Source organism: Streptomyces sp. NPDC059861 (genome assembly GCF_042731435.1).
Taxonomy (GTDB): domain Bacteria; phylum Actinomycetota; class Actinomycetes; order Streptomycetales; family Streptomycetaceae; genus Streptomyces.
The window spans coordinates 175,535-198,615 of record NZ_JBHWJQ010000009.1; the positions used below are offsets into that span (position 1 = coordinate 175,535).

At 71.8% G+C, this 23,081-nt stretch carries 19 protein-coding genes; 7 read left to right on the plus strand and 12 right to left on the minus strand.

Going from position 1 to position 23,081, the window contains the following annotated elements; all coding sequences use genetic code 11:
- Positions 1-21: 21 nt before the first annotated feature.
- The 3 genes from ACFV6X_RS11145 to ACFV6X_RS11155 form a co-directional block, all read right to left on the minus strand.
- Positions 22-2,718, minus strand: a complete 2,697-nt coding sequence (locus tag ACFV6X_RS11145; protein WP_385380840.1) for a protein kinase — start codon at positions 2,716-2,718, stop codon at positions 22-24.
- A 174-nt stretch (positions 2,719-2,892) separates the two neighbouring features.
- Entirely contained in the window at positions 2,893-4,905 is a 2,013-nt protein-coding gene (locus ACFV6X_RS11150) for a serine/threonine-protein kinase (protein WP_385380952.1), read from the minus strand.
- Positions 4,906-4,989: 84 nt separating this feature from the next.
- On the minus strand, positions 4,990-6,696 hold the full coding sequence (locus ACFV6X_RS11155; protein WP_385380843.1) for a glycerol-3-phosphate dehydrogenase/oxidase: 1,707 nt from the start codon (positions 6,694-6,696) through the stop codon (positions 4,990-4,992).
- Positions 6,697-7,002: 306 nt separating this feature from the next.
- On the opposite strand from ACFV6X_RS11155, the gene ACFV6X_RS11160 reads away from it, so the two are divergent.
- Together ACFV6X_RS11160 and ACFV6X_RS11165 are read left to right on the plus strand one after the other, a co-directional pair.
- A complete protein-coding gene (locus ACFV6X_RS11160) occupies positions 7,003-8,211 on the plus strand; it encodes a nucleotide sugar dehydrogenase (RefSeq protein WP_385380846.1) in 1,209 nt (402 codons plus the stop codon).
- A 124-nt stretch (positions 8,212-8,335) separates the two neighbouring features.
- Entirely contained in the window at positions 8,336-8,827 is a 492-nt protein-coding gene (locus ACFV6X_RS11165) for a hypothetical protein (RefSeq protein ID WP_385380849.1), read from the plus strand.
- Between the two features lie 79 nt (positions 8,828-8,906).
- Here the strand turns inward: ACFV6X_RS11165 and ACFV6X_RS11170 are convergent, their stop codons facing one another.
- From ACFV6X_RS11170 to ACFV6X_RS11185, 4 genes are all read right to left on the minus strand, one after another.
- Positions 8,907-10,031, minus strand: coding sequence for a GuaB3 family IMP dehydrogenase-related protein (locus ACFV6X_RS11170; protein WP_385380852.1), 1,125 nt, complete (start codon positions 10,029-10,031; stop codon positions 8,907-8,909).
- Between the two features lie 127 nt (positions 10,032-10,158).
- Entirely contained in the window at positions 10,159-11,661 is a 1,503-nt protein-coding gene (guaB, locus tag ACFV6X_RS11175) for an IMP dehydrogenase (RefSeq protein WP_385380855.1), read from the minus strand.
- Positions 11,662-11,805: 144 nt separating this feature from the next.
- Positions 11,806-12,393 (minus strand): sigma-70 family RNA polymerase sigma factor, encoded by a 588-nt coding sequence (locus ACFV6X_RS11180; RefSeq protein ID WP_385380856.1) that lies wholly within the window; start codon positions 12,391-12,393, stop codon positions 11,806-11,808.
- A gap of 619 nt (positions 12,394-13,012) precedes the next feature.
- Entirely contained in the window at positions 13,013-13,624 is a 612-nt protein-coding gene (locus ACFV6X_RS11185; protein WP_003948568.1) for a response regulator transcription factor, read from the minus strand.
- A gap of 380 nt (positions 13,625-14,004) precedes the next feature.
- On the opposite strand from ACFV6X_RS11185, the gene ACFV6X_RS11190 reads away from it, so the two are divergent.
- A complete protein-coding gene (locus ACFV6X_RS11190; protein WP_365445757.1) occupies positions 14,005-14,331 on the plus strand; it encodes a WhiB family transcriptional regulator in 327 nt (108 codons plus the stop codon).
- A gap of 59 nt (positions 14,332-14,390) precedes the next feature.
- On the opposite strand, the gene ACFV6X_RS11195 is transcribed toward ACFV6X_RS11190, so the two are convergent.
- A complete protein-coding gene (locus tag ACFV6X_RS11195) occupies positions 14,391-15,287 on the minus strand; it encodes a LysR family transcriptional regulator (RefSeq protein WP_385380859.1) in 897 nt (298 codons plus the stop codon).
- 79 nt (positions 15,288-15,366) lie between these two features.
- On the opposite strand from ACFV6X_RS11195, the gene ACFV6X_RS11200 reads away from it, so the two are divergent.
- The 3 genes from ACFV6X_RS11200 (at position 15,367) to ACFV6X_RS11210 (ending at position 17,724) form a co-directional block, all read left to right on the plus strand.
- Positions 15,367-16,035 (plus strand): MOSC domain-containing protein, encoded by a 669-nt coding sequence (locus tag ACFV6X_RS11200; protein ID WP_385380862.1) that lies wholly within the window; start codon positions 15,367-15,369, stop codon positions 16,033-16,035.
- A gap of 82 nt (positions 16,036-16,117) precedes the next feature.
- Complete coding sequence (locus tag ACFV6X_RS11205; protein WP_385380864.1) at positions 16,118-16,891, plus strand: SDR family NAD(P)-dependent oxidoreductase; 774 nt, start codon at positions 16,118-16,120, stop codon at positions 16,889-16,891.
- Between the two features lie 125 nt (positions 16,892-17,016).
- On the plus strand, positions 17,017-17,724 hold the full coding sequence (locus tag ACFV6X_RS11210) for an ester cyclase (protein ID WP_385380867.1): 708 nt from the start codon (positions 17,017-17,019) through the stop codon (positions 17,722-17,724).
- A gap of 105 nt (positions 17,725-17,829) precedes the next feature.
- Here ACFV6X_RS11210 and groL read toward each other — a convergent pair whose 3' ends face one another.
- The 4 genes from groL to ACFV6X_RS11230 form a co-directional block, all read right to left on the minus strand.
- Positions 17,830-19,452 carry a chaperonin GroEL gene (groL, locus tag ACFV6X_RS11215; protein WP_385380869.1) on the minus strand — a complete coding sequence of 541 codons (1,623 nt, stop codon included), beginning with the start codon at positions 19,450-19,452 and terminating at the stop codon, positions 17,830-17,832.
- A 115-nt stretch (positions 19,453-19,567) separates the two neighbouring features.
- A complete protein-coding gene (gene groES / locus ACFV6X_RS11220) occupies positions 19,568-19,876 on the minus strand; it encodes a co-chaperone GroES (RefSeq protein ID WP_053135717.1) in 309 nt (102 codons plus the stop codon).
- 213 nt (positions 19,877-20,089) lie between these two features.
- Positions 20,090-20,884: a polysaccharide deacetylase family protein gene (locus tag ACFV6X_RS11225; protein ID WP_385380955.1), complete on the minus strand. Its 795-nt coding sequence runs from the start codon at positions 20,882-20,884 to the stop codon at positions 20,090-20,092.
- Positions 20,884-21,738 carry a polysaccharide deacetylase family protein gene (locus ACFV6X_RS11230; RefSeq protein WP_385380872.1) on the minus strand — a complete coding sequence of 285 codons (855 nt, stop codon included), beginning with the start codon at positions 21,736-21,738 and terminating at the stop codon, positions 20,884-20,886. The genes ACFV6X_RS11225 and ACFV6X_RS11230 overlap by 1 nt, the downstream gene beginning before the upstream one ends.
- A gap of 153 nt (positions 21,739-21,891) precedes the next feature.
- On the opposite strand from ACFV6X_RS11230, the gene ACFV6X_RS11235 reads away from it, so the two are divergent.
- Entirely contained in the window at positions 21,892-23,055 is a 1,164-nt protein-coding gene (locus tag ACFV6X_RS11235; protein WP_385380875.1) for a methyltransferase domain-containing protein, read from the plus strand.
- Positions 23,056-23,081: the final 26 nt, after the last annotated feature.

Below are 23,081 nucleotides of genomic sequence, written 5' to 3' on the forward strand. Positions count from 1 at the left end.
GGGCCAACTGCCCCGACACGTTCAGCCGGTGCCCTGATAGGTCGCCGCCGCCTGCTCGTAGAGCCGGGTCACCTCGTCCCGCTCGGCCTCCGGGCCGCGCACCTGGAGCACGTGGTAGCGCCCGTCCAGGAGCATCGCGAGGTTGCGCACGAACAGGTCGCGGCCGACGTCGTCACTCCAGGTGAACTGTCCCTCGGCCATCGTCCGCCCGCCCACCTCGATGGTCTTCAGACCGGTGGAGGTGGCCCAGCTCGACTCCCGGTACGGCCGCAGCTCGGGCTCCCGCTCCCGCTGGTACGCCATCGGATCGCCGCCGTACTCGTCCGAACCGTCCCTGCCCGGTACGACGATCAGCTCGAAGTCGCCCTTCGAGTAGACGACCTGGCCGCTGCCGTTCTTCGGCGCGCGCTGCCAGTCCTCGGCGACGGCCACGCGGAAGCCCTCGGGGTCGTCGTGCAGGGTGAAGCCCTCGGCGACGTCGGACTGGGTGCCGCTCGGTTCGTCGTCCGGCGAGTTCTGGTCGGGGCGCGGCTCGCTGCTCGCCTCCGGCGTCGGCTCGGGTGCCTCGCCGACCTGCCCGGCGGCCCCGGTCCGGTCCGGGCTCGCACCGCCGGCGCCCTCGCCGGCCTTCGGCATGAACAGCATGGCGTACGCGATCGCTCCGGCCAGCGCGAGCAGTATCAGCACGAGCAGCGTGCGTCCCAGGCTGCGCGGCGAACGCGTCTGCTCCCGGTCCCGCTTGTGCCGCCCGTGCCGGGCGGGCAGTCCGGCGCGCCGTCTGCGCACCAGCTCGCCCTTGCGGCGCACGATCGGCAGCCGGCTGGCGTCGGGCGGCGGGGCGGCGACCACGTGCACGCCGGCCTCCGGCTCGGGCGCGGACCGCACCAGCGAACGCAACCAGCCGCGCAGCTCCTCGAAGTCCAGTCGCTCGGTGGGGTCCTGACGCAGCAGCGACTCCACGACGGGGCGCAGCGGCCCGCACTCCTCGGCGAAGGCGGGCGGCTCTGCACACACCAGCTGCACCAGCTCGGCCGTCGACTCCTCCGGGTAGGGCGCATGCCCCTGTACGGCCCTGAAGAGCAGCGCGCCGAGCGCCCACAGGTCGGTCGCGGGGCCGATGGGCGGCGCGAGCTGCCAGTTCTCGTGGACCGGCCCGGCCTGCTCCGGAGCCCACCGCTCGGTCACCGGTCCGACCACGGCCATCCGCGCCTGCCGCGCCCGCTCCGCGGCCAGCGCCGTGGCGGGACCACGGCGGGGCGCGGAGGTTCCGGCCACGAGATCGTCCCAGCGGGTGCCCGCGGGAGAGCCGGCACGGGTCTGGGGTGCGGAGGGCGCCACTTCGTGGGAAGGGGCGGGGACGACGGGGTGGGCGAGGCCGTTGCCGCGGGCCGCGGGCTGAATGCCCGGCCGCGCGAGGCCGTCGCCCTGGGGCGGTACGCCTGGCTGGGCCAGACCGTCGTGGTGCGGCGGCACGCCGTGCTGGGCCAGCCCGTTGCCGTACGGCGTAACGCCCGGCTGGGGCAGGCCGGTGCCGTGCGGCGGCACCACCGGCTGGGCGGAACCGTTGGCCCGGGACTGGCCGTGGTGCCCGGCTCCGGCACCGGTGCTGCGCGGCGTCGCGCCGTGCCAGGGCGTGGTGGTCACGCCGTACGGGTCCGCTATCTGCCCCGGCGGGTTGCCCTCGGGTCCGCGGGGGTACGGCGGCTGCTCCGTGCCGCCCTCGGGTGCGGGGCGGGCGCCGGGCAGGGCCGCGCGGCCGCTCTGCTCGGCCTCCTGGACCCGGGCCGCGGCCCGTGCTCCCGCCCGGTACGCGGCGATCGCCCCGGCCCGCGCCGCGCGGATGTCCCCGCCGGACTCCTGCGCCCTGCGGGCCGGCGCGGCCGAACCGCCCACGCTCTCCGCCGCGTCCACGCCGGGCACCACCGGCAGCCCCCCGGCCGCCCGCGCCTCGATGGCGGCCCGGCGGGCGGCCTCGGGGTCACCGCCGCCGAGAGCACCCGCGCCGGGTCCACCCACCCCGTTCGGCTCGGGTGCCCCGGCGGCCCCGAACGTCCCCGGGGCCCCGGCGTCCCCGCCGCCCGCGTCGTCGTACAGAGGCGCCGGCACCGGGTCGTACCCGCACAGCGCCTCCTCCGCCGCACCCACCGCCAGGCCGGTCAGCATGACCCGTCCGTCGTCGCAGACGAGTACCGTCCGCGCGGTGATGTTCCGGTGCACCCAGCCGTGCGCGTGCAGCACCCGCAGCGCCGTCAGCACGTCGGAGGCGACCTCGGCCGCCCGATAGGGCGTCAGCGGCTGTTCGGCGAGCAGCGCGGCCAGCGATCGCGCGGCCACCAGCTCGCTCACCACCCACAGCGACCCGCCCTCGGCGAACACGTCGAAGACCTGGTCGAGCCTCGGGTGGTCGGGGATCGATGCAGCCGCCTGCGCGGCCTCGACCGCACGCCGGACCGCCGGGTCCGTGGGCCGTCGGACGGCTCCGCCCCGTTGGGCGGGCCGCCGCCGGGCCGCGCGGTCACGCGCCGTGAACCCCTCGGGCAGTCCCTCCGCGTCGAGCACCTCGGCCTCGACGACCTCCGGCAACGGCACCTGCCGTACCAGGACTTCCTGTCCGCTGTAGGTGTCGAAGGCCCGTGTCTCGGTGAGTTCGTACTCGTCGGAGGGGGGCAGCGGCAGGCGGTAGCGGTCGGCGAGCACGCGCCCCGCGTAGTCGTCCACGTTGCCTCCCCCGGCCGCCCGGTGGTCAATTCCGTTCGTGTGGCGTCTCGTTCCCGATGCGTTCCCGATGCGTACGGTTCGCAACCACTCACGATACGTGCCGGAGGCAACCCGCACGGAGGGGATGGGAGATCTCACGAGATCTCATGTGCCCGGCCCGTTCCCGGGCCCCGATCACGCCTTCGGCTGGAAGGAGTCGGTCAACGTCCGCCACGTGGACTTACGCAGCGTGCCGTCCCATGTCGCGGCCTTCGCCGTGTACATCAGCGCGTAGCCCTGCTGCTCGTCGACGACGAACCCGCGGTCGATCGTCCGGTACTTCGTGCCCCCGTCGACATAGGTGAACTCCCAGTCGGCCGTGTTCCAGCCGCGGTAGTCCACCTCCGCTATGCGGATCCGGTCGTACTGCGAGCGCGTCATGTAGCGCTCCTGGTTCTCCCAGTCCTGGACGGGGTCGTCCTTGGGCGTGGAGGTCCAGGCGATCAGCAGCTTCTGCCCGCCGGGTCCGGTGAACCGGTCGCCCGCCGCGTCCGACGACCCGTACTTCCAGCCCTTGGGCAGTCCTATGGAGTAGCCCTGCCCGCCCTTGTACGTCGACTCGGCGGCGGTGCCGTCCGAGGAGCCCTTGCCGTCCGAAGACCCCTTGCCGTCCGAGGAGTCGTCCGCCTCGTCGCCGCCGTCCCCGGCCGCCGCCCCACCGCTCGCGCCGGGCGTGTTGCGCGGCGTGGCCCCGGCCGACTCCGTCGCCGCGCCGTCCGTGCGGGTGCCGTCGTCGTCCGACTTGGTGCCGGCGCCCGCGCTCGCCTCGGTGGCCGTCCCGTCGCCGGGGGCGCCGGACCGGTCGGATGCTCCGCCGCCCGAGTTGAGCACGACGGCCAGCACCACACCGAGCACGGCGAGCGCCACGACCACGGCGATGACCACCAGGGTCCGCCGGGGCACCACGTCGGTGAGCGGCGCCCTCGGCACCGGCCGCGGCGGCAGGTCCGGCGGCGTCATCACGGGCCAGCCGGAACTCCGGCCGCCCGAGGTGCCGTTGCCGCCCTGAGCGCCGGAGTCGGACGCCGACCCGGCGCTCGTACGCCCGGCGGCCGCGTCCGAACCGCTCGCGTTCCCGGCGCTCTTCCCGGTGGCCGTGCGCGCCCCGGTCGCCGCTCCGGTCGCCGCAGCGGCCTTGCGGGCCGATCGCAGCGCCCCGCGCAGCCGGTCGGCCCCGTCCCTGCCCTCGCCGCGCGCCGAACTCCCGCTCTTCTCGGGTGCGTCCGGCTGCGGGGGCAGCGGCACGACCTTGGTGGCGTCCACCGGCTCGGCCGTCTTGGGGTCGGGCGCGTTGACGACCGACTTGAGCATGGCCCGGGCGGCGGCGTCGTCGATGCGCTTCTCGGGGTCCTTGGTGAGCAGCCCGTAGATGACGTCCTTGAGCGGGCCGGCGTGCTTGGGCTCCTCCAGCGGCTCGGTCATCACCGCGGTGAGCGTCGCGATCGCCGAGCCCTTGTCGTACGGCGGGGCGCCCTCGACCGCCGCGTACAGCAGACCGCCGAGCGACCACAGGTCGGCGGCGGGGCCGGGCTTGTGGCCGCGGGCGCGCTCCGGGGAGATGTAGGAGGGCGCGCCGACGAGCATGCCGGTGGAGGTGATGGACGGGTCGCCCTCGACCTGGGCGATGCCGAAATCGGTGAGCACGACCCGGCCGTCGTCGGCGATCAGCACGTTCGACGGCTTCACGTCGCGGTGCAGGATGCCCTCGCGGTGCGCGGAGCGCAGCACGTCGAGGACGGCGAGGCCGACCTCGGCGGCGCGCCGGGGCTTCAGCAGGCCGTCCTCGCGGATGACCTCGGCCAGGGACTTGCCCTCGACCAGTTCCATCACGATCCAGGGCCGGTCGTCCTCGTCGACCACGTCGAAGACCGTCACCGCGCTCGTGTTGCGGATCCGCGCGATGGCCTTGGCCTCGCGCAGCGTGCGCGTGATGAGCCGGCGCTTCTCGTCCTCGTCGATGTTGGTCGGGAACCGCAGTTCCTTCACCGCGACCGTCCGGCCGAGGGTCTCGTCCTCGGCCCGCCACACCGTGCCCATGCCGCCTCGGCCGAGCACGTCTCCCAGCCGGTACCGCCCCGCGAGAAGACGCTCGCTCTTGTCCTGACGAGTGTCCTGACGGGATGTCCCCGCCCGCTCCGCCTCCGACATGCGTCCCCTCATGCAACCCGCCCTGACAGAGCCTCCATTGTCCCTCACCCGACAAGCGGCTCTCGCCCCGGGTGCCCCCCGCTCCTACAACGGCACGATGTCGGGCGCCCCGAGCCTCGCCGCGTCCGCCGTCAGGTCGTCCGGCTGGCGCTGCGACTCGCGCTCGGCCTCCACCCGCTTCTCGTAGTGCTGGACCTCGCGCTCGATCTGGTCCTTGTCCCAGCCGAGCACCGGCGCCATCAACTCGGCCGCCTCACGTGCGCAACGGGTACCCCGGTCGAAGGTCTCTATGGAGATGCGGGTGCGCCGCGTCAGTACGTCGTCCAGATGCCGCGCGCCCTCGTGCGACGCGGCGTACACGACCTCGGCGCGCAGATAGTCGTCGGCGCCGGTGAGCGGTTCGCCCAGCGAGGAGTTCCCCCCGATGAGGTCGAACAATTCCTCCGCCATCGACCCGTACCGGTTCAACAGGTGCTCCACGCGGACCACATGCAGGCCGGTGCGCGCGGCGATCCGCGCCCGCGCGTTCCACAGCGCCCGGTACCCCTCCGCGCCGATCAGCGGTACGTCCTCGGTGACACACTCGGCGACCCGCAGATCCAGGCCGTGCACCGCCTCGTCCACCGCGTCCTTGGCCATCACCCGGTACGTCGTGTATTTGCCGCCGGCCACGACCACCAGCCCCGGCACCGGGTGCGCGACGGTGTGCTCGCGGGACAGCTTGCTGGTGGCGTCGGACTCCCCGGCGAGCAGCGGCCGCAGACCGGCGTACACCCCCTCGACGTCGTCGCGCGTGAGCGGGACGGCGAGCACCGAGTTCACATGCTCCAGCAGATAGTCGATGTCGGCGCTGGACGCGGCGGGGTGGGCCTTGTCCAGGTCCCAGTCGGTGTCGGTGGTGCCGATGATCCAGTGCCGACCCCAGGGGATGACGAACAGCACGGACTTCTCGGTGCGCAGGATCAGCCCGGTGCTGGAGTGGATGCGGTCCTTGGGCACGACCAGATGGATCCCCTTGGACGCCCGGACGTGGAACTGTCCCCGCTCCCCCACCATGGCCTGGGTGTCGTCGGTCCACACACCGGTCGCGTTGACTATCTGCTTGGCGTGGATCTCGTACTCCCCGCCTCCCTCGACGTCCTGCACGCGGGCCCCGACCACCCGCTCGCCCTCGCGCAGGAAGCCCGTCACCCGGGCGCGGTTGGCCGCCTTCGCCCCGTACGACACGGCGGTGCGCACCAGCGTGGCGACGAACCGGGCGTCGTCCATCTGGGCGTCGTAGTACTGCAGAGCGCCGACCAGCGCGTCCTTCTTCAGCGCGGGTGCCACGCGCAAGGCGTGACTGCGGCTCAGGTGCCGGTGCACCGGCAGGCCCCGGCCGTGCCCGCGGGCCATCGACATGGCGTCGTAGAGCGCCACGCCCGAGCCCGCGTAGAGCCGCTCCCAGCCCTTGTGCTGCAAGGGGTAGAGGAAGGGCACCGGCTTCACCAGATGCGGTGCCAGCCGCTCCAGCAGCAGGCCGCGCTCCTTCAGCGCCTCGCGGACCAGGGAGAAGTCGAGCATCTCCAGATAGCGCAGGCCTCCGTGTATCAGCTTGCTGGAGCGGCTCGACGTGCCCGAAGCCCAGTCCCGTGCCTCGACCAGGCCCGTGGACAGGCCGCGGGTCACGGCGTCCAGCGCGGTGCCCGCGCCGACCACTCCGCCGCCCACGACCAGCAGGTCCAGCTCCCGATCGGCCATCGCCGCGAGCGACTCGGCGCGCTGCGCCGGCCCCAGTGTCCCTGTCCTCACTGCTGCCTCCCGCTCATCGCCTCGCGTCGGCCGCACCCGTCGGGCGAGACCCGGTCCACATCCCCCACGCTCAAAGTCTGACCGCGTCGTCCGACTTCAGCCACCACACATCTCCAGCCTGTGGACAACCTGCCCGGAGATCGGCACCTGGAAGCCGCGAATACGCGGACACGAGCACGGACACGGCCGAGCGCAATACCGCAAAACGGTCATATTTACTCCTAGTCTGACTGTGCGCTCGCTCGTCCTGTCCACAGGGCTTGCGCACCTGTCCCGCTTCGGTTACTGGGAAGGACGGCCCACTCCATGCCCGCAGACCTCGCCGTCATCGGACTCGGCCCGCTCGGCCTGCCGCTGGCCCAGGCCGCTGTCGCCGCCGGCATCCCCACCGTCGGCTACAAGACCGGCCCCGAGCCCGGCTCGCTCAGCCCCGCCGAACTGCGCCGGATGCTCTCGGGGGGCTTCCGGCACGCCGCGGGCCCGAGCGAGCTCGGCCGGGTGCGCACCGCGGTCATCTGCGCTCCGACCCCCAGGAGCGCGGACGGCGGACTGGACCTGAGCCAGGTGGAGGCGGCCGCCCGCACCCTGGCCGCCCGGCTGCGCCCGCACACCACGGTCATCCTGGAATCGCCCGTGTACCCGGGCACGACGGAGGAATTCCTGCGCCCCGTGCTCGAAGAGGGCTCACAGCTGCGTGCCGGCCGCGACTTCCACCTCGCGTACTCGCCCAGCCGCGTCGACCCGGGCAACCGCGACTTCGCCCCGGCCAACACCCCCAAGGTCATCGGCGGCCTCACCCCCGCCTGCACCGAGTCGGCCGCCGCCTTCTACGGCCGCCTCACCGACAAGGTCGTCCGCGCGCGGGGCCCCCGCGAGGCCGAGACCGTGCAGCTCCTGGAGACCAACTACCGGCACGTGAACATCGCCCTGGTCAACGAAATGGCCGTCCTCTGCCACGACTTGGGCGTCGACCTGTGGGACGTCATCCGCTGCGCCGAGACCAAGCCGTTCGGCTTCCAGGCCTTCCGTCCCGGCCCCGGCGTCGGCGGCCACGCCGTACCGCAGGACCTGACCGGCCGCGCGGGCCGCGGCCTGCGCATGGTGGAACTGGCCCAGCAGGTCAACAGCCGGATGCCCCGCTACGTCGTCCAGCGCGCCGCCACCCTCCTCAACGAGCACGGCAAGTCGGCCCGCGGCGCGCGCGTGCTTCTGCTCGGCGTCACCTACAAGCCCGACCTCGCCGACCAGCAGGCCACCCCCGCCCAGGAGGTCGCGATCCGCCTGATGGAGCTCGGCGCCTCCGTCAGCTACCACGACCCGCACATCCCGTCCTGGAGCATCCTGGACCGCCCGGTCCCCCGCGTGGACTCCCTCTACGAGGCCGCCGCCGAGGCCGACCTCACGATCCTGCTCCAGAACCACCGCACCTACGACCTGCAGGGCCTCTCCGTGAAGGCGCAGCTCCTGCTCGACACCCGGGGCACGACTCCCACCGGCGCGGCACACCGTCTCTGACCGGCCCCTGGGCGAGGAATTCGCTGGTGGAGCGGTCGGGGGTGCCTGTTACTCTTCGGCGTCCCTGTCGCACACCTGTGCGCGGACGCCCATCGTTCATCAGTCCCATGGGGGGATTTCTGTCATGACCCAGTCAGTGCCACCGCAGCCGACCGACGGCAACCCGTTCGCCCAGCAGCCGGTCCCTGTCCCGCCGGCGCCGTCCGCGCCCGCGCGGGGCAACGTCGCCCTCGGCGTGCTCGCCGCCGTCGTGGCGGCCCTGGTCAGTGCCGGGATATACGGCGCCGTCGTCGGCGCGACCGAGTACGAGATCGGCTTCGCGGCGATCGGCGTCGGCTTCGTGGTCGGTTTCGCGGCCGGCAAGCTCGGCGGCGCCAACCCGGTGCTGCCCGTGCTGAGCGCCGTGCTCTCCCTGGGTGCCGTCTACCTCGGGCAGCTCGTCGGCGCCGCGATCCTCGCCGCCGATCTGCTCGGCGTCTCGGCGACGGAGATGTTCACCGGCCACATGGACCTCCTGATGGAGGCCTGGCAGGAGTCCGCCGACGCGATGACGTTCCTGTTCCTCGCCATCGGCGCGTTCGCCGCGTACTCGGGCGCCAAGAAGGCGGCCGCGTAGTCGAGCAGGCCGAAGGGCCCGTCCACCGAGCGGTGGACGGACCCTTTCGCGTAGGGCGGCCTGCCGGCGGTACGCGGACCTACCGGCGGTGCTGCGAGTCCGCCACCGTCACCTCGACGCGCTGGAACTCCTTGAGCTCGCTGTAGCCGGTGGTGGCCATGGCGCGGCGCAGGGCACCGAAGAGGTTCATCGAGCCGTCCGGGGTGTGCGACGGGCCGGTGAGGATCTCCTCCAAGGTGCCGACCGTGCCGAGGTCGACCTTCTTGCCGCGCGGCAGCTCCTCGTTGACGGCCTCCATGCCCCAGTGGTGGCCCTTGCCCGGGCCGTCGGTCGCGCGGGCGAGCGGGGAGCCCATCATCACCGAGTCGGCGCCGCAGGCGATCGCCTTGGCCAGGTCGCCGGACCAGCCGACACCGCCGTCCGCGATCACGTGCACATAGCGGCCGCCGGACTCGTCCATGTAGTCCCGCCGGGCCGCCGCCACATCGGCGACCGCCGTGGCCATGGGGACCTGGATGCCCAGGACGTTGCGCGTGGTGTGCGCGGCGCCGCCGCCGAAGCCGACCAGCACGCCGGCCGCGCCGGTGCGCATCAGGTGCAGGGCCGCGGTGTAGGTGGCGCAGCCCCCGACGATCACCGGGACGTCCAGCTCGTAGATGAACTGCTTCAGGTTCAGCGGCTCGTGCGAGCCGGAGACGTGCTCCGCCGACACCGTCGTACCGCGGATGACGAAGATGTCCACGCCCGCGTCCACGACGGCCTTGGAGAACTGCGCCGTGCGCTGCGGGGAGAGCGCGGCCGCGGTGACCACGCCCGAGTCGCGCACCTCCTTGATGCGCTGCCCGATGAGCTCCTCCTTGATCGGCGCGGCGTAGATCTCCTGGAGGCGGCGGGTCGCGCTGTCGGCGTCCAGCTCGGTGATCTCGTCGAGCAGCGGCTGCGGGTCCTCGTACCGCGTCCACAGGCCTTCCAGGTTCAGCACGCCCAGGCCGCCGAGCTCGCCGATGCGGATCGCCGTGGCCGGCGAGACGACCGAATCCATGGGAGCGGCCAGGAAGGGCAGCTCGAAGCGGTAGGCGTCGATCTGCCAGGCGATCGAGACCTCCTTCGGGTCCCGCGTACGGCGGCTGGGGACGACGGCGATGTCGTCGAAGGCGTACGCCCGGCGGCCGCGCTTGCCGCGCCCGATCTCGATCTCAGTCACGTTGTGGCCTTTCCCTGATGCGTTACAGCGCCTTCCAGTATCCCCGACGGGTACGCCAAGGGCGGCCCCGGAACCCCGGGACCGCCCTTGAGCAGGCCTCGCGCGCGCGTGGCCGACACCTACTGCGCTACTTGCGGCTGTAGTTCGGCGCCTCGACCGTCATCTGGATGTCGTGCGGGTGGCTCTCCTTCAGACCGGCGGAGGTGATCCGCACGAAACGGCCCTTGGTCTCCATCTCCTCGATGGTGGCGGCGCCCACATAGCCCATGGTCTGGCGCAGACCGCCGACGAGCTGGTGCAGCACGTTGGCCAGCGGGCCGCGGTAGGGCACCTGGCCCTCGATGCCCTCGGGCACGAGCTTGTCGTCGGAGGCCACCTCGGCCTGGAAGTAGCGGTCCTTCGAGTACGACCTGCCCTGGCCGCGGGACTGCATGGCACCCAGCGAGCCCATGCCACGGTACGACTTGAACTGCTTGCCGTTGATGAACAGCAGCTCGCCCGGCGACTCCTCGCAGCCGGCGAGCAGGCTGCCCAGCATCACCGTGTCCGCACCGGCGGCGAGCGCCTTGCCGATGTCGCCGGAGTACTGCAGGCCGCCGTCGCCGATCAGCGGGATACCCGCCGGACGGGCCGCGAGCGAGGCCTCGTAGATGGCGGTGACCTGCGGGACGCCGATGCCCGCCACCACGCGCGTGGTGCAGATCGAACCGGGGCCCACGCCCACCTTGATGCCGTCGACACCGGCGTCGATGAGGGCCTGCGCGCCGTCGCGGGTGGCGACGTTGCCGCCGATCACGTCGACGTTCACACTCGACTTGATCTTCGACATCCAGCTCAGGGCGTTGCTGCTGTGGCCGTGGGAGGTGTCCACGACCAGGAAGTCCACACCGGCCGCGGCAAGCGCCTGGGCGCGCTCCAGCGCCTCCGGGCTGGCACCCACGGCGGCGCCGACGAGCAGGCGGCCCTCGGCGTCCTTGGCGGCGTTCGGGTACTTCTCCGCCTTGACGAAGTCCTTGACCGTGATCAGGCCCTTGAGGACGCCCGCGTCGTCGACCAGCGGCAGCTTCTCGATCTTGTGGCGGCGCAGCAGCTCCATGGCGTCCTGACCGGAGATGCCGACCTTGCCGGTGACCAGCGGCATCGGGGTCATGACCTCGCGCACCTGACGGCTGCGGTCGCTCTCGAAGGCCATGTCGCGGTTGGTGACGATGCCCAGCAGCCGGCCTGCCGGGTCGGTCACGGGGACACCGCTGATGCGGAACTTGGCGCACAGCGCGTCCGCCTCGCCGAGCGTGGCCTCCGGGTGCACCGTGATCGGGTCGGTGACCATGCCCGACTCGGATCGCTTCACCAGGTCGACCTGGTTCACCTGGTCCTCGACGGACAGGTTGCGGTGCAGCACGCCGACGCCGCCCAGACGGGCCATCGCGATCGCCATGCGCGACTCGGTGACCTTGTCCATGGCGGCGGACAGGAGCGGGATGTTGACCCGGACATTGCGGGAGATGCGGGACGAGGTGTCGACCGCGTTGGGCAGCACCTCGGACGCGCCCGGCAGCAGCAGCACGTCGTCGTAGGTCAGCCCGAGGGTCGCGAATTTTCCGGGCACTCCGTCGACGTTGGCAGTCATGACACCTTCCCCAAATGGCCTTGCTCGGTGCGGATGTCCATGCTAACGGGAAGCACGGCCGGCAAATTCCACGGTTGTGGACGGTTGAGGGCTTCGCATGTTCGTACGGAAGGCCGCTCGCGCATGTTCATCCGCCGGGCCCGTCTACTGTTCGGCGAGCGCTCGCAGTCTGCTGAGCGCGCGGTGCTGGGCCACCCGGACCGCGCCTGGTGACATTCCCAACATCTGACCGGTCTCCTCCGCCGTGAGGCCCACGGCGATGCGCAGCAGAAGCAGCTCGCGCTGGTTCTCGGGCAGGTTGGCCAGCAGTTTCTTGGCCCACTCGGCGTCACTGCTGAGCAGCGCCCGCTCCTCGGGACCGAGCGAGTCGTCCGGCCGCTCGGGCATCTCGTCGGACGGGACCGCCGTCGAGCCGGGATGCCGCATGGCCGCCCGCTGGAGATCGGCGACCTTGTGCGCGGCGATGGCGAAGACGAAGGCCTCGAAGGGGCGTCCGGTGTCCCGGTAGCGCGGCAGCGCGAGCAGGACGGCGACGCAGACCTCCTGGGCCAGGTCCTCCACGAAGTGGCGCGCGTCCCCCGGAAGGCGGGAGAGCCGGGTGCGGCAGTAGCGCAGCGCCAGGGGGTGTACATGGGCGAGCAGGTCGTGCGTGGCCTGCTCGTCCCCCTCGACCGCGCGGTGGACGAGCGCACCGATCGCCCCTGGGGCTGTGGCCGCCTCGTCGTCACGCATCGGTCCATGGTGCCTTGCGGCCGGATGGTCCGCGGCACTGCCTCCGTTGTTGTGCACCGAAGCGTTATGAGTAGGTGCGCCGGAAGTCATCCCCTGCGCCCTCCCCTTCCGCTCGACCGACTCGTCCCCGAGGAACTCCACACCTCAAGGATGCGGCATCCGCGCCGAAACGAGCAGCGTCCGTCCTCCGGACCGCCCCGCCACGACTGCCGCCCGCGTGGAATCCGGGTCGCCCAAGTCCCTCGGCGCGACCCCTGTGACCACGTACGACAGCACTTCGGACGACGTGATCACCCGTACGCCGGAATGCCACCGGCCGCACGACGAAATCCGTGGTCCGTCGGGCGTCCCCACGGACACGTGACCCATCCGAGCACCTGGTACGGGTCCGGCGGGCCGTCGCCTCGAAGGCGCGCCCGGCACAGACCCGACACACCACCCACGCACCCAGGCGCGCGGCGTGCGGGACGGAGCCCGGCGGGTTCCGCACGGGCCCGGTGCGGGCGGCGCCGTGCGGCGGGCCGGCGTTCCCGGACCGGCAGGGAGGTACCCCCATCGTGTCGCCTCCTCCCCCACCCGAGCGGGGGCTCGTCGCCGCCCCCGCTCACCGGGACACGCGTCAGCGCACCAGACCCCAGCGGAAACCGAGCGCCACCGCGTGTGCGCGGTCCGAGGCGCCGAGCTTCTTGAACAGACGGCGGGCGTGGGTCTTGACCGTGTCCTCGGAGAGGAACAGCTCGCGGCCGATCTCGGCGTTGGAGCGGCCGTGGCTCATGCCCTCCAGCACCTGGATCTCACGCGCGGTGAGCGTCGGCGCCGCACCCATCTCGGCGGACCGCAGCCGCCGCGGGGCGAGCCGCCAGGTCGGGTCGGCGAGCGCCTGCGTGACCGTGGCACGCAGCTCCGCCCGCGAGGCGTCCTTGTGCAGGTACCCGCGGGCGCCGGCGGCGACCGCGAGGGCCACTCCGTCGAGGTCCTCGGCGACGGTGAGCATGATGATGCGCGCACCGGGGTCGGCGGACAGCAGCCGCCGCACCGTCTCGACGCCGCCCAGTCCGGGCATGCGTACGTCCATCAGAATCAGGTCCGAGCGGTCGGCACCCCAGCGGCGGAGGACTTCCTCGCCGTTGGCCGCCGTCGTCACGCGCTCGACACCGGGCACGGTCGCGACCGCGCGGCGGAGCGCCTCTCGGGCAAGCGGGGAGTCGTCGCAGACGAGGACGGAAGTCATGGCCGCCCTCCGCAGCTGATGCGCGTCACCTTGAGCCTCCAGGCTGGTACGAAATCGTCACCTGTGCGGTCGACCGTCTCGGACGCCTGCCCGAGCGCTTGTGTTTTCAACCGCCTCCGCACTCTCAACGACGGTCACTCGAAAGAGTTACGGGGCCGTGTGCCATCTTCGGCACTCTACGTGAGGGCGCGGACACGGTGCAGACATGCACGAGGGACCCGCAATCTTTCATCACACTCGTGCCCCATTTAGACCCATTTCTTCCCATCTACTGGTGTCTGAGGCTAGATTCGCAATGAGTCATATTTTCATCTCCTTAGATCGTAGATGTACGGTCGTGGGCACCGTATCCGCTCAGAACGGCTACAAGGGGTCACACAATGGCAGATTTCTCCCGCCTTCCCGGACCGAACGCGGACCTATGGGACTGGCAGCTCCTCGCCGCCTGTCGCGGGGTCGACAGTTCGCTCTTCTTCCATCCGGAAGGTGAGCGCGGGGCGGCGCGGAGCGCTCGCGAGAACTCGGCCAAAGAGGTCTGCATGAGGTGCCCTGTCCGCGCCCAGTGCGCGGCACACGCCCTGGCGGTGCGCGAACCGTACGGCGTGTGGGGCGGGCTGACCGAGGACGAGCGCGAGGAGCTCATGGGTAGGGCCCGTCACCGGCTGGTGCCGGCGTCGACGGGCGGCAACACCGCTTCGAACACCTGAAGGAACGTTTCTCCAGATGGAGCACGCCCGAGCGTGTCTCTGATCTCCGACGCGCGTGGCTAGCGGGTCGCCGCCCGCGCCAGCTGATCCAGCGTCGCCCGCACCGCCGGCACCTGCGCCAGATCGGGCAGCGTCAGCGCGACGATCTCCCGCCGCACCGCCGGTTCCAGCGTCACCGCCCGCGCCCCCCGGGGCCGTACGGACTCGATCGCCAGTTGTGGCAGCACCGCCACTCCCAGCCCCGCGCCCACCAGGCCGACCACCGCCGGATAGTCGTCGGTGGCGAAGTCGATGCGCGGCGTGAAGCCGGCCCCCGCGCACACCTCGATCAACTGGCCGCGACAGCGTGGGCAGCCCGCGATCCACGGCTCGTCCACGAGTTCGCCGATGGCGACGGACCCCGACCGCGCGAGCCGGTGCCTCTCGGGCACCAGCGCCACCAGGCGGTCGCTCAGCAGCGGCCGTACGACCAGGTCGTCCCATTCCTCGGCGCCCGCCGCACCCTCGTAGCGGAACGCGAGCGCGACGTCGCAGTCGCCGGCCCGCAGCTTGTCGACGGACTGGGGCGGCTCGGCCTCCTCCAGGGACACCCGGGTGCCCGGATGTGCGGCACGCAGGGCGGCGAGGGCGGTCGGCACGAGCGTGGAGCTGCCGCTGGGGAAGGACACCAGCCGGACCCGCCCGGCGCGCAGCCCGGCGATCGCGGCGACCTCCTCCTCGGCCGCGGTGAGCCCGGCGATGATGCCCGCGGCGTGCCGTACGAGCGCCTCGCCGGCCTGCGTCAGCCGCATCTCCCGTCCGGTGCGCACCAGCAGGGGCGTGCCCACGGAGGTCTCCAGCGCCTTCATCTGCTGGCTGACGGCGGGCTGTGTGCAGCCCAGCTCGCGCCCCGCCGCGGAGAAGGAGCCGGTGGCGGCGACGGCGCGCAGGACGCGCAGATGACGAGCCTCGATCACCCTTCAAGCATAAGCGAGTCTTGGGTGTCACGGGTAATAATGCGTGGACGCTTTGACCCTTGTCGCCTACCGTTCCGCCATGAGGCTTCTGTCTGTGAACCTGGGCCGCGCGAAGGCCGTCACCTACACGGACCACCCCCAGGGCATCACCGGGATCGACAAGCGCCCGGTCGACGAACCCGTACGCGTGGCGGCACCCGGCCCCAAGGGCGTCGGGGCGAGCGGGCTGGCCGGGGACGCGGTGTGCCACACCCGCCATCACGGCGGCGACGACCAGGCCGTGTACGCGATGGCGCGCGAGGACCTCGACGCGTGGGAGCGCGAGCTGGGGCGCCCCCTGACCAACGGCTGCTTCGGCGAGAACCTCACGACGTCGGGCCTCGACGTCTCCGGGGCGCTGATCGGCGAGCGCTGGCGGATCGGGCGCGAGGTGCTGCTGGAGATCACCTCGCCGCGGATCCCCTGCCGGACCTTCCAGGGCCATCTGGATGAACGGGGATGGGTGAAGCGGTTCACGCGGCGGGCGGCTCCGGGGGCGTATCTGCGCGTGCTGGAGCCCGGCGAGATCCGTGCGGGCGACCCGGTCGAGATCGTGCACCGGCCGGCCCATGAGGTAAGCGTCGCGCTGGCGTTCCGCGCGGGGACGACGGAGCGGAGGCTGCTGCCGCGGCTGCTGGTGGCCGGCGCGGCCCTGCACCCGGAGTGGCTGGACATGGCGAGCGGGTACGCGGCGCCCCAGGACGCCTGACCGCAGGTCACGAGGGTGTAACCCGCTAAAACTTCACTGTCGGCGCCCGTCGGCGCGCAGCCCGGGTCACTACCCTTGGTCCATGACAACGGCTCTGATTACGGGATCGACCGCGGGAATCGGCGCCGCGTTCGCGCGGCGGCTGGCGGCGGACGGGCACAACCTCGTCCTGGTGGCCCGCGACACCAAACGCCTCCGCGAGCAGGCGACCGAACTGCACGACCGGCACGGCATCGAGGCCGAGGTCCTCGGCGCCGACCTGGCGACCGACGCCGGCATCGAGGCGGTCGCCTCCCGTCTCGCCGACCGCAAGAACCCCGTCGACCTCCTGATCAACAACGCCGGTTTCGGCAACAAGGGCCGCTATCTCGACGTCTCCATGGCCGACGAGCTGAAGATGCTCAAGGTGCACTGCGAGGCCGTCCTGCGACTGACGTCGGCGGCGACCGACGCGATGCGGGAGCGGGGCCGCGGCGGCGTCGTGAACGTCGCCTCGGTCGCGGCGTTCCTGCCGCGCGGCACCTACGGTGCGTCCAAGGCCTGGGTCGTCCAGTTCACCCAGGGCGCGGCCCGCGACCTGGCGGGCACCGGCGTACGGCTGATGGCGCTGTGCCCCGGCTTCGTCCGCACCGAGTTCCACGAGCGGGCCGGCATGGGCACGGACAACATCCCGGGCTGGATGTGGCTCGACGCGGACAAGCTGGTGGCCTCGGCCCTCGCGGACCTGGCCCGCGGCAAGACGCTCTCGGTCCCGGACCCCCGCTACAAGGCCCTCATGGGTGTGGTGAAGGTGGCGCCGCGCGGACTGCTCGGCGGCGTCAGCTCGCGGGCGGGACGGAAGTACGGGCCTCAGTAGCCGGTGTCACCGCGCTCCGGCCGTGGTCGCGGGGCCGCCGCTCCTCGGCGGCGGCCAGGCGCCGGGCGGACCTGGTGGGACAATGGAGCCGTGCACCGGAACCCAGGGGGGACGGGAGGCGGGCCATGACATTCGTGCAGGTCATCGACTGCAAGACCACCCGGTTCCAGGAGCTGGATCGGCTGATGGACGCCTGGGTCGAGCAGACCAAGGGCAAGCGGACCGCGACGCACAGTCTCATCGGGAAGGACCGGGGCGACGCGTCGCACTTCATCGAGATAGTGGAGTTCCCGTCGTACGAGGAAGCGATGCGGAACTCGACCCTCCCGGAGACCGACCGGATCTTTCAGGACATGATCGCCCTGTGCGACGAGATGCCGACGTTCACCGATCTGGACGTGATCCGGGACGAGCAGTTGTCCAGCGCCACGGTCCGGCGGTTCTTCGACCTGGCGGGGACGCCCGGTCAGCTGCCGCCGCTGGACGAGGTGATGACGGAGCACTACCGCGGTCATGATCCGGCGAACGTGGAGGACACGATCGGGATGGATCACGTCCGGCGCGAGATGCGGGTCTGGCGGGACGGGTTCGACTTCGCCTTCAGCATCGAGGATCTGATCGCCGAGGGCGACCGGGTGTGCGCGCGGTGGTTCTGGAAGGGCACGCACAAGGGCGAGTTCCTGGGGATCGCGGCCACCGGGAAGGCCGTCACGATGACGGGTACCACGGTCTTCCGGTGCGGCGGGGACGGGAAGCTCGCCGAGGGATGGTGGGAGTACGACCGGCTGGGGCTGATGGAACAGCTGGGCGTCCTCGACGAGATGGAGCGATAGGGCCGCCGAACAGGTACAGGCCGAACAGGTACGGACAGACCCGCGAGGGGAAACAACGAGGCCCGGCACCCATCGGGTGCCGGGCCTCGCCAGGTGTGGCTGAGGTCAGTGCGCGTGGCCGTGGCCGTGGCCCGCGGCCTCCGGCTCCTCTTCCTTCTTCTCGACGACCAGGGTCTCGGTCGTCAGCAGCAGGGAGGCGATGGAGGCGGCGTTCTCCAGGGCGGAGCGGGTGACCTTGACCGGGTCGATGACGCCGGACTTGATCAGGTCGCCGTACTCACCGGTGGCGGCGTTGTAGCCGCTGCCCTTCTCCAGCTCGGCGACCTTGGAGACGATGACGTAGCCCTCCAGGCCGGCGTTCTCGGCGATCCAGCGCAGCGGCTCGACGGCGGCGCGGCGGACGACGGCGACACCGGTGGCCTCGTCGCCCTCCTTGCCGAGGTTGTCGTCGAGCACCTTCACGGCGTGGACGAGCGCGGAGCCACCACCGGAGACGATGCCCTCCTCGACCGCGGCGCGGGTCGCGGAGATGGCGTCCTCCAGACGGTGCTTCTTCTCCTTGAGCTCGACCTCGGTCGCGGCGCCGACCTTGATCACGCACACGCCGCCGGCCAGCTTCGCGAGGCGCTCCTGGAGCTTCTCGCGGTCCCAGTCGGAGTCCGTGGCCTCGATCTCGGCCTTGATCTGCGCGATGCGGCCCTCGACGTCGGCCTTCTTGCCGGCACCGTCGACGATCGTGGTGTCGTCCTTGGTGACGGTGACGCGGCGGGCGCTGCCGAGGATGTCCAGACCGACCTGGTCGAGCTTGAGGCCGACCTCCTCGGAGATGACCGTGGCGCCGGTGAGGGTCGCCATGTCCTGGAGCATCGCCTTGCGGCGGTCGCCGAAGCCGGGGGCCTTCACCGCGGTGGCGTTGAAGGTGCCGCGGATCTTGTTCACGACGAGGGTGGAGAGGGCCTCGCCCTCGACGTCCTCGGCGATGATCAGCAGCGGCTTCGAGGCGTTGCTCTGGATGATCTTCTCCAGCAGCGGCAGGAGGTCCGCGATCGCGGAGATCTTGCCCTGGTGGATGAGGATGTACGGGTCGTCGAGGACGGCCTCCATACGCTCCTGGTCCGTCACGAAGTACGGCGACAGGTAGCCCTTGTCGAAGGCCATGCCCTCGGTGAAGTCCAGCTCCAGACCGAAGGTGTTGGACTCCTCGACGGTGATGACACCGTCCTTGCCGACCTTGTCCATCGCTTCGGCGATCAGCTCGCCGACCTGCTGGTCCTGGGCGGACAGCGCGGCGACGGCGGCGATGTCGGACTTCTCGTCGATCGGGCGGGCGGAGGCCAGCAGGTCCTCGGAGACGGCCTTGACCGCGGCGTCGATGCCCTTCTTCAGGGCGGCCGGGGAGGCGCCGGCGGCGACGTTCTTCAGGCCCTCACGGACCAGCGCCTGGGCCAGGACGGTCGCGGTGGTCGTACCGTCACCCGCGATGTCGTTGGTCTTGGTCGCCACCTCCTTCACCAGCTGGGCGCCGAGGTTCTCGAAGGGGTCCTCGACCTCGACCTCGCGGGCGATGGTGACGCCGTCGTTGGTGATGGTGGGGGCGCCGAACTTCTTGTCGATGACGACGTTGCGGCCCCTGGGGCCGATCGTCACCTTCACCGTGTCGGCGAGCTTGTTGACGCCGCGCTCGAGGGCGCGACGGGCGTCCTCGTCGAACTTCAGGATCTTCGCCATGGCAGCGGGAGCCCTCTCGGAAAGTCTGCGGTAAATGAACTGCGCCCCGGACGCCCGGCTTCGTTATCGGTCGCGGGGGCCAGGGGCGCAGCTCAAACGGTGTGCTGTGGGTGAACTACTTCTCGATGATCGCGAGGACGTCGCGAGCCGAGAGGACGAGGTACTCCTCGCCGTTGTACTTCACCTCGGTGCCGCCGTACTTGCTGTAGAGAACGACGTCGCCGACGGAGACGTCGAGCGGAAGACGGTTGCCGTCCTCGAAGCGGCCCGGGCCCACGGCCAGGACGACGCCCTCCTGGGGCTTCTCCTTGGCGGTGTCCGGAATGACCAGGCCAGAGGCGGTGGTCTGCTCGGCGTCGAGCGGCTGGACCACGATGCGGTCCTCGAGCGGCTTGATGGCAACCTTGGAGCTGGTGGTCGTCACGATCCGACCTCCCCCTTCGGAGATCTCACGGGGTTAACTGTCTGAGGTGGCGACCAGGTGGATCCGTCGTCGCGGGTGCCGGACCTGCCCGTCGCTGTGTTGGCACTCTCCAGTGGGGAGTGCCAGAGCCGAGACTATGACTGCGGTTAGCACTCGGTCAAGCGGAGTGCCAATTCGCCGCGGCGCGTCGGCCGTGGCGACCGGTGCCGCACCTCAGAGGTAGTCCTCCAGCCGCCCCACCGTCAGCCCCGCCTCCTGGACCCGCCGGAGCAGGAGGGTCGTGCGTTCGCGGAGCATGGGCTCGGGCGTCTCGGTCGAGGGGACCGAGACGATGTCACCCGGGCGCAGGCGGACGGGGCCCTTCGTGAAGGTGAGATCGGCCGCGTTCATCGTGGCGCGCCACAGGACGATCGCCTTGATGCCGCAGTCCGCGGCCGCCTTCCGGGTCGTCGTGTCGTACGTGCCGTAGGGCGGGCGGAACAGATGGGGGCGGACGCCGAAGCGGACGCGGAGCTTCTGCTGCTGGCCGCAGATTTCGGCGCGCTGGCCGGCGTACGGCAGCCCGCGCAGGGCGGCGTGGTCGAGGGTGTGGTTCTGGACGCTCGCGCCGACAGAGCGGAGCCGCGCGAAGTGGCCGTAGCCGGGGCCGACGACGCTGTCCGTGAGGAACATGCTGACCGGCAGGCGCAGTTCGCGGACCATGTCGACGAAGCGCGGGTCCTTCTCGGCGCCGTCGTCGAAGGTGAGGAAGACGACCTTGCGGGAGGTCGGGATGCGGTCCAGGACCGGGGCGAGCCCGTCCACCGGCCGGGCGGGGTGACGCAGCGGCGAGGGCGGTGGGGAGAGCGGCGCGGACAGCCCCCAGCGGCGGTGGGGCGGGGGCTGCGAGGCCGCGGAGCCGGGTGCCGCCCCCGCCTCCACGGACCGCCCGTGCGGGCCGTCGGGCAGGGCGCAGCCGGCGAGCAGGGCCAGCAGCAGCGCGACCCCGGCCGTCCACCCGCGCCGAATCACAGGTAGTCCTCCAGGCGGCCCACCGCGTAGCCCTTCGCCGTGACCTTGTCGAGGAAGACTCGGATCATGTCGGGCATCTCGCCGGCCCAGTCGTCGGTGCCCCGGAAGTGGCTGAGGACGATGTCGCCGGGGTGGATGTCGCGGTCCCACTCGCGGTAGTCCCAGCGGTCCACGAAGACCTCCTCGTTCCACAGCGGGACGTGGGTGACGCCGCAGTCCTTGGCGGCGTGCAGGGTGTCGGAGTTGTAGTTGCCGTAGGGCGGGCGGAACAGGAGCGGGCGTTTGCCGTAGCGCTCCTCGATGACATCCTGCATGCCGCAGATCTCGCTCTTCTGCTCCTCGTAGGACAGGCCGGGCAGGTAGGGGTGGTTGAGGGTGTGGTTGTTCAGGGTGACTCCCCTGGCCTGCATCTTCCGGAAGTAGCCGTAGTCCTCGCTCACCAGGTAGTCGCTGAGGAACGCGGTGTACGGGATCTTCAGGTCGCTCATCATCCGCAGGAACGCCGGGTCCTTCTCGGCGCCGTCGTCGATGGTGAGGAAGACGACCTTCTCCTTGGTGGGGACGGTGGTGAAGACCGGCGGGAGCCCCTGCTCCTCGTGTCCGTCCACCTCGAAGCCGTCGCGGGTGGTGATCTGCGGTTTCCGGGCGGGCGGTGCCGGTGCCCGCAGCGGGGTCTCCTTCAGGCCCCAGCGCTTCGCGGCGGCGACCCGGGCGGCCTGCTCGGCGCGGAGTTTGGCGGCGTATCCGTCCAGGGCGCGGGCCGGAGGGGCCTTGAGGGGCGGCGGCGCCTCGGTGCTCCGCGTGCACCCCGAGGCGATGGCGGCGGCGGTCAGTACGGCGACCCCCGCCATGGTCGTCGTGGCCCTCCGGCGGCCATTCGGCCCTTTTTTGTCATTTTGTACTACTAGTTCCATGGGGCCGGATCCTCCCAGGCCCCGCCCCCGAACCCCCGCTGACACCGCCGCCGGAGGCGGACCATCCACCGACTGGCCGACAATGTCCCGGTGAACGACCTCGCCCCTCTCCTCACCCCCGAAGGCCGGGCCCTCCTCGACGAGGTGCGCGGCACCGACCCCGCCCAGGAACTCGCCGTCGCCACCCGGCTGCGCCGCGACCATCCGGCCGATCTGGTGTCGGCGGCCCTCGGCCAGGCGCGGCTGCGACAGCGTGCGGTGGCCAAGTTCGGGACGGCGGACGCGGAGCGCATGTACTTCACGCCCAACGGGGTCGAGCAGTCGACACGGGCGAGCGTGGCGACGTATCGCGCGCGGCGCTTCGTCGAGCTGGGCGTGACCTCCGTGGCCGACCTGTGCTGCGGGATCGGCGGCGACGCGATCGCCCTCGCCCGCGCCGGGATCCGCGTCCTCGCCGTGGACCGCGACCCGCTGACGGCGGCCGTCGCGCGGGCGAACGCCGAGGCGCTGGGCCTGGACGGGCTCGTCGAGGTGCGCGAGGCGGACGTCAGCGAGGTGGACGTGTCGGCGTACGGCGCGGTCTTCGTGGATCCGGCGCGCCGCGGCGGGCGGGGCCGGATCTTCGACCCGGAGGCCTACTCGCCGCCCCTGTCCTGGGCGGTCCGGGCGGCCGCGACCGCCCCGCACGCCGCGCTCAAGGTCGCGCCCGGCATCCCCCACGAGGCGGTGCCCGACGCCGCCGAGGCGGAGTGGATCTCGGACGGCGGGGACGTGAAGGAGGCGGTGCTGTGGTTCGGCACCGAGCCCGGCCTGGTGCGCGCCACCCTCCTCCCCGGCCCGCGCACCCTGCGCTCGCGCGGCCTGCCGAATCCGGCGGTACGCCCCGTCGGGCGCTATCTGTACGAGCCCGACGGCGCCGTCGTCCGCGCCCATCTGGTCGCCGAGGTGGCCGCCGAGGTCGGTGGCGGGCTGGTCGACGAGACCATCGCGTACGTCACCTCCGACGAAGCGCACCCGACGCCGTACGCCTCCGCCTACGAGATCACCGACCGGCTCCCCTTCAACGTCAAGAGGTTGAAGGCCCTGCTGCGGGAGCGGGAGGTGGGGGTCCTGACCGTGAAGAAGCGGGGCTCGGCGGTCGAGCCGGAGGAACTGCGCAGGAAGGTGAAGCCGCAGGGCCCCCACTCCGCGACGGTGTTCCTGACCCGGGTCGCGGGGGCCCCGACGATGCTGATCGGCCACCCGGCGAACTGACCGGCCCCTCGGCGGCCACAGCCGCG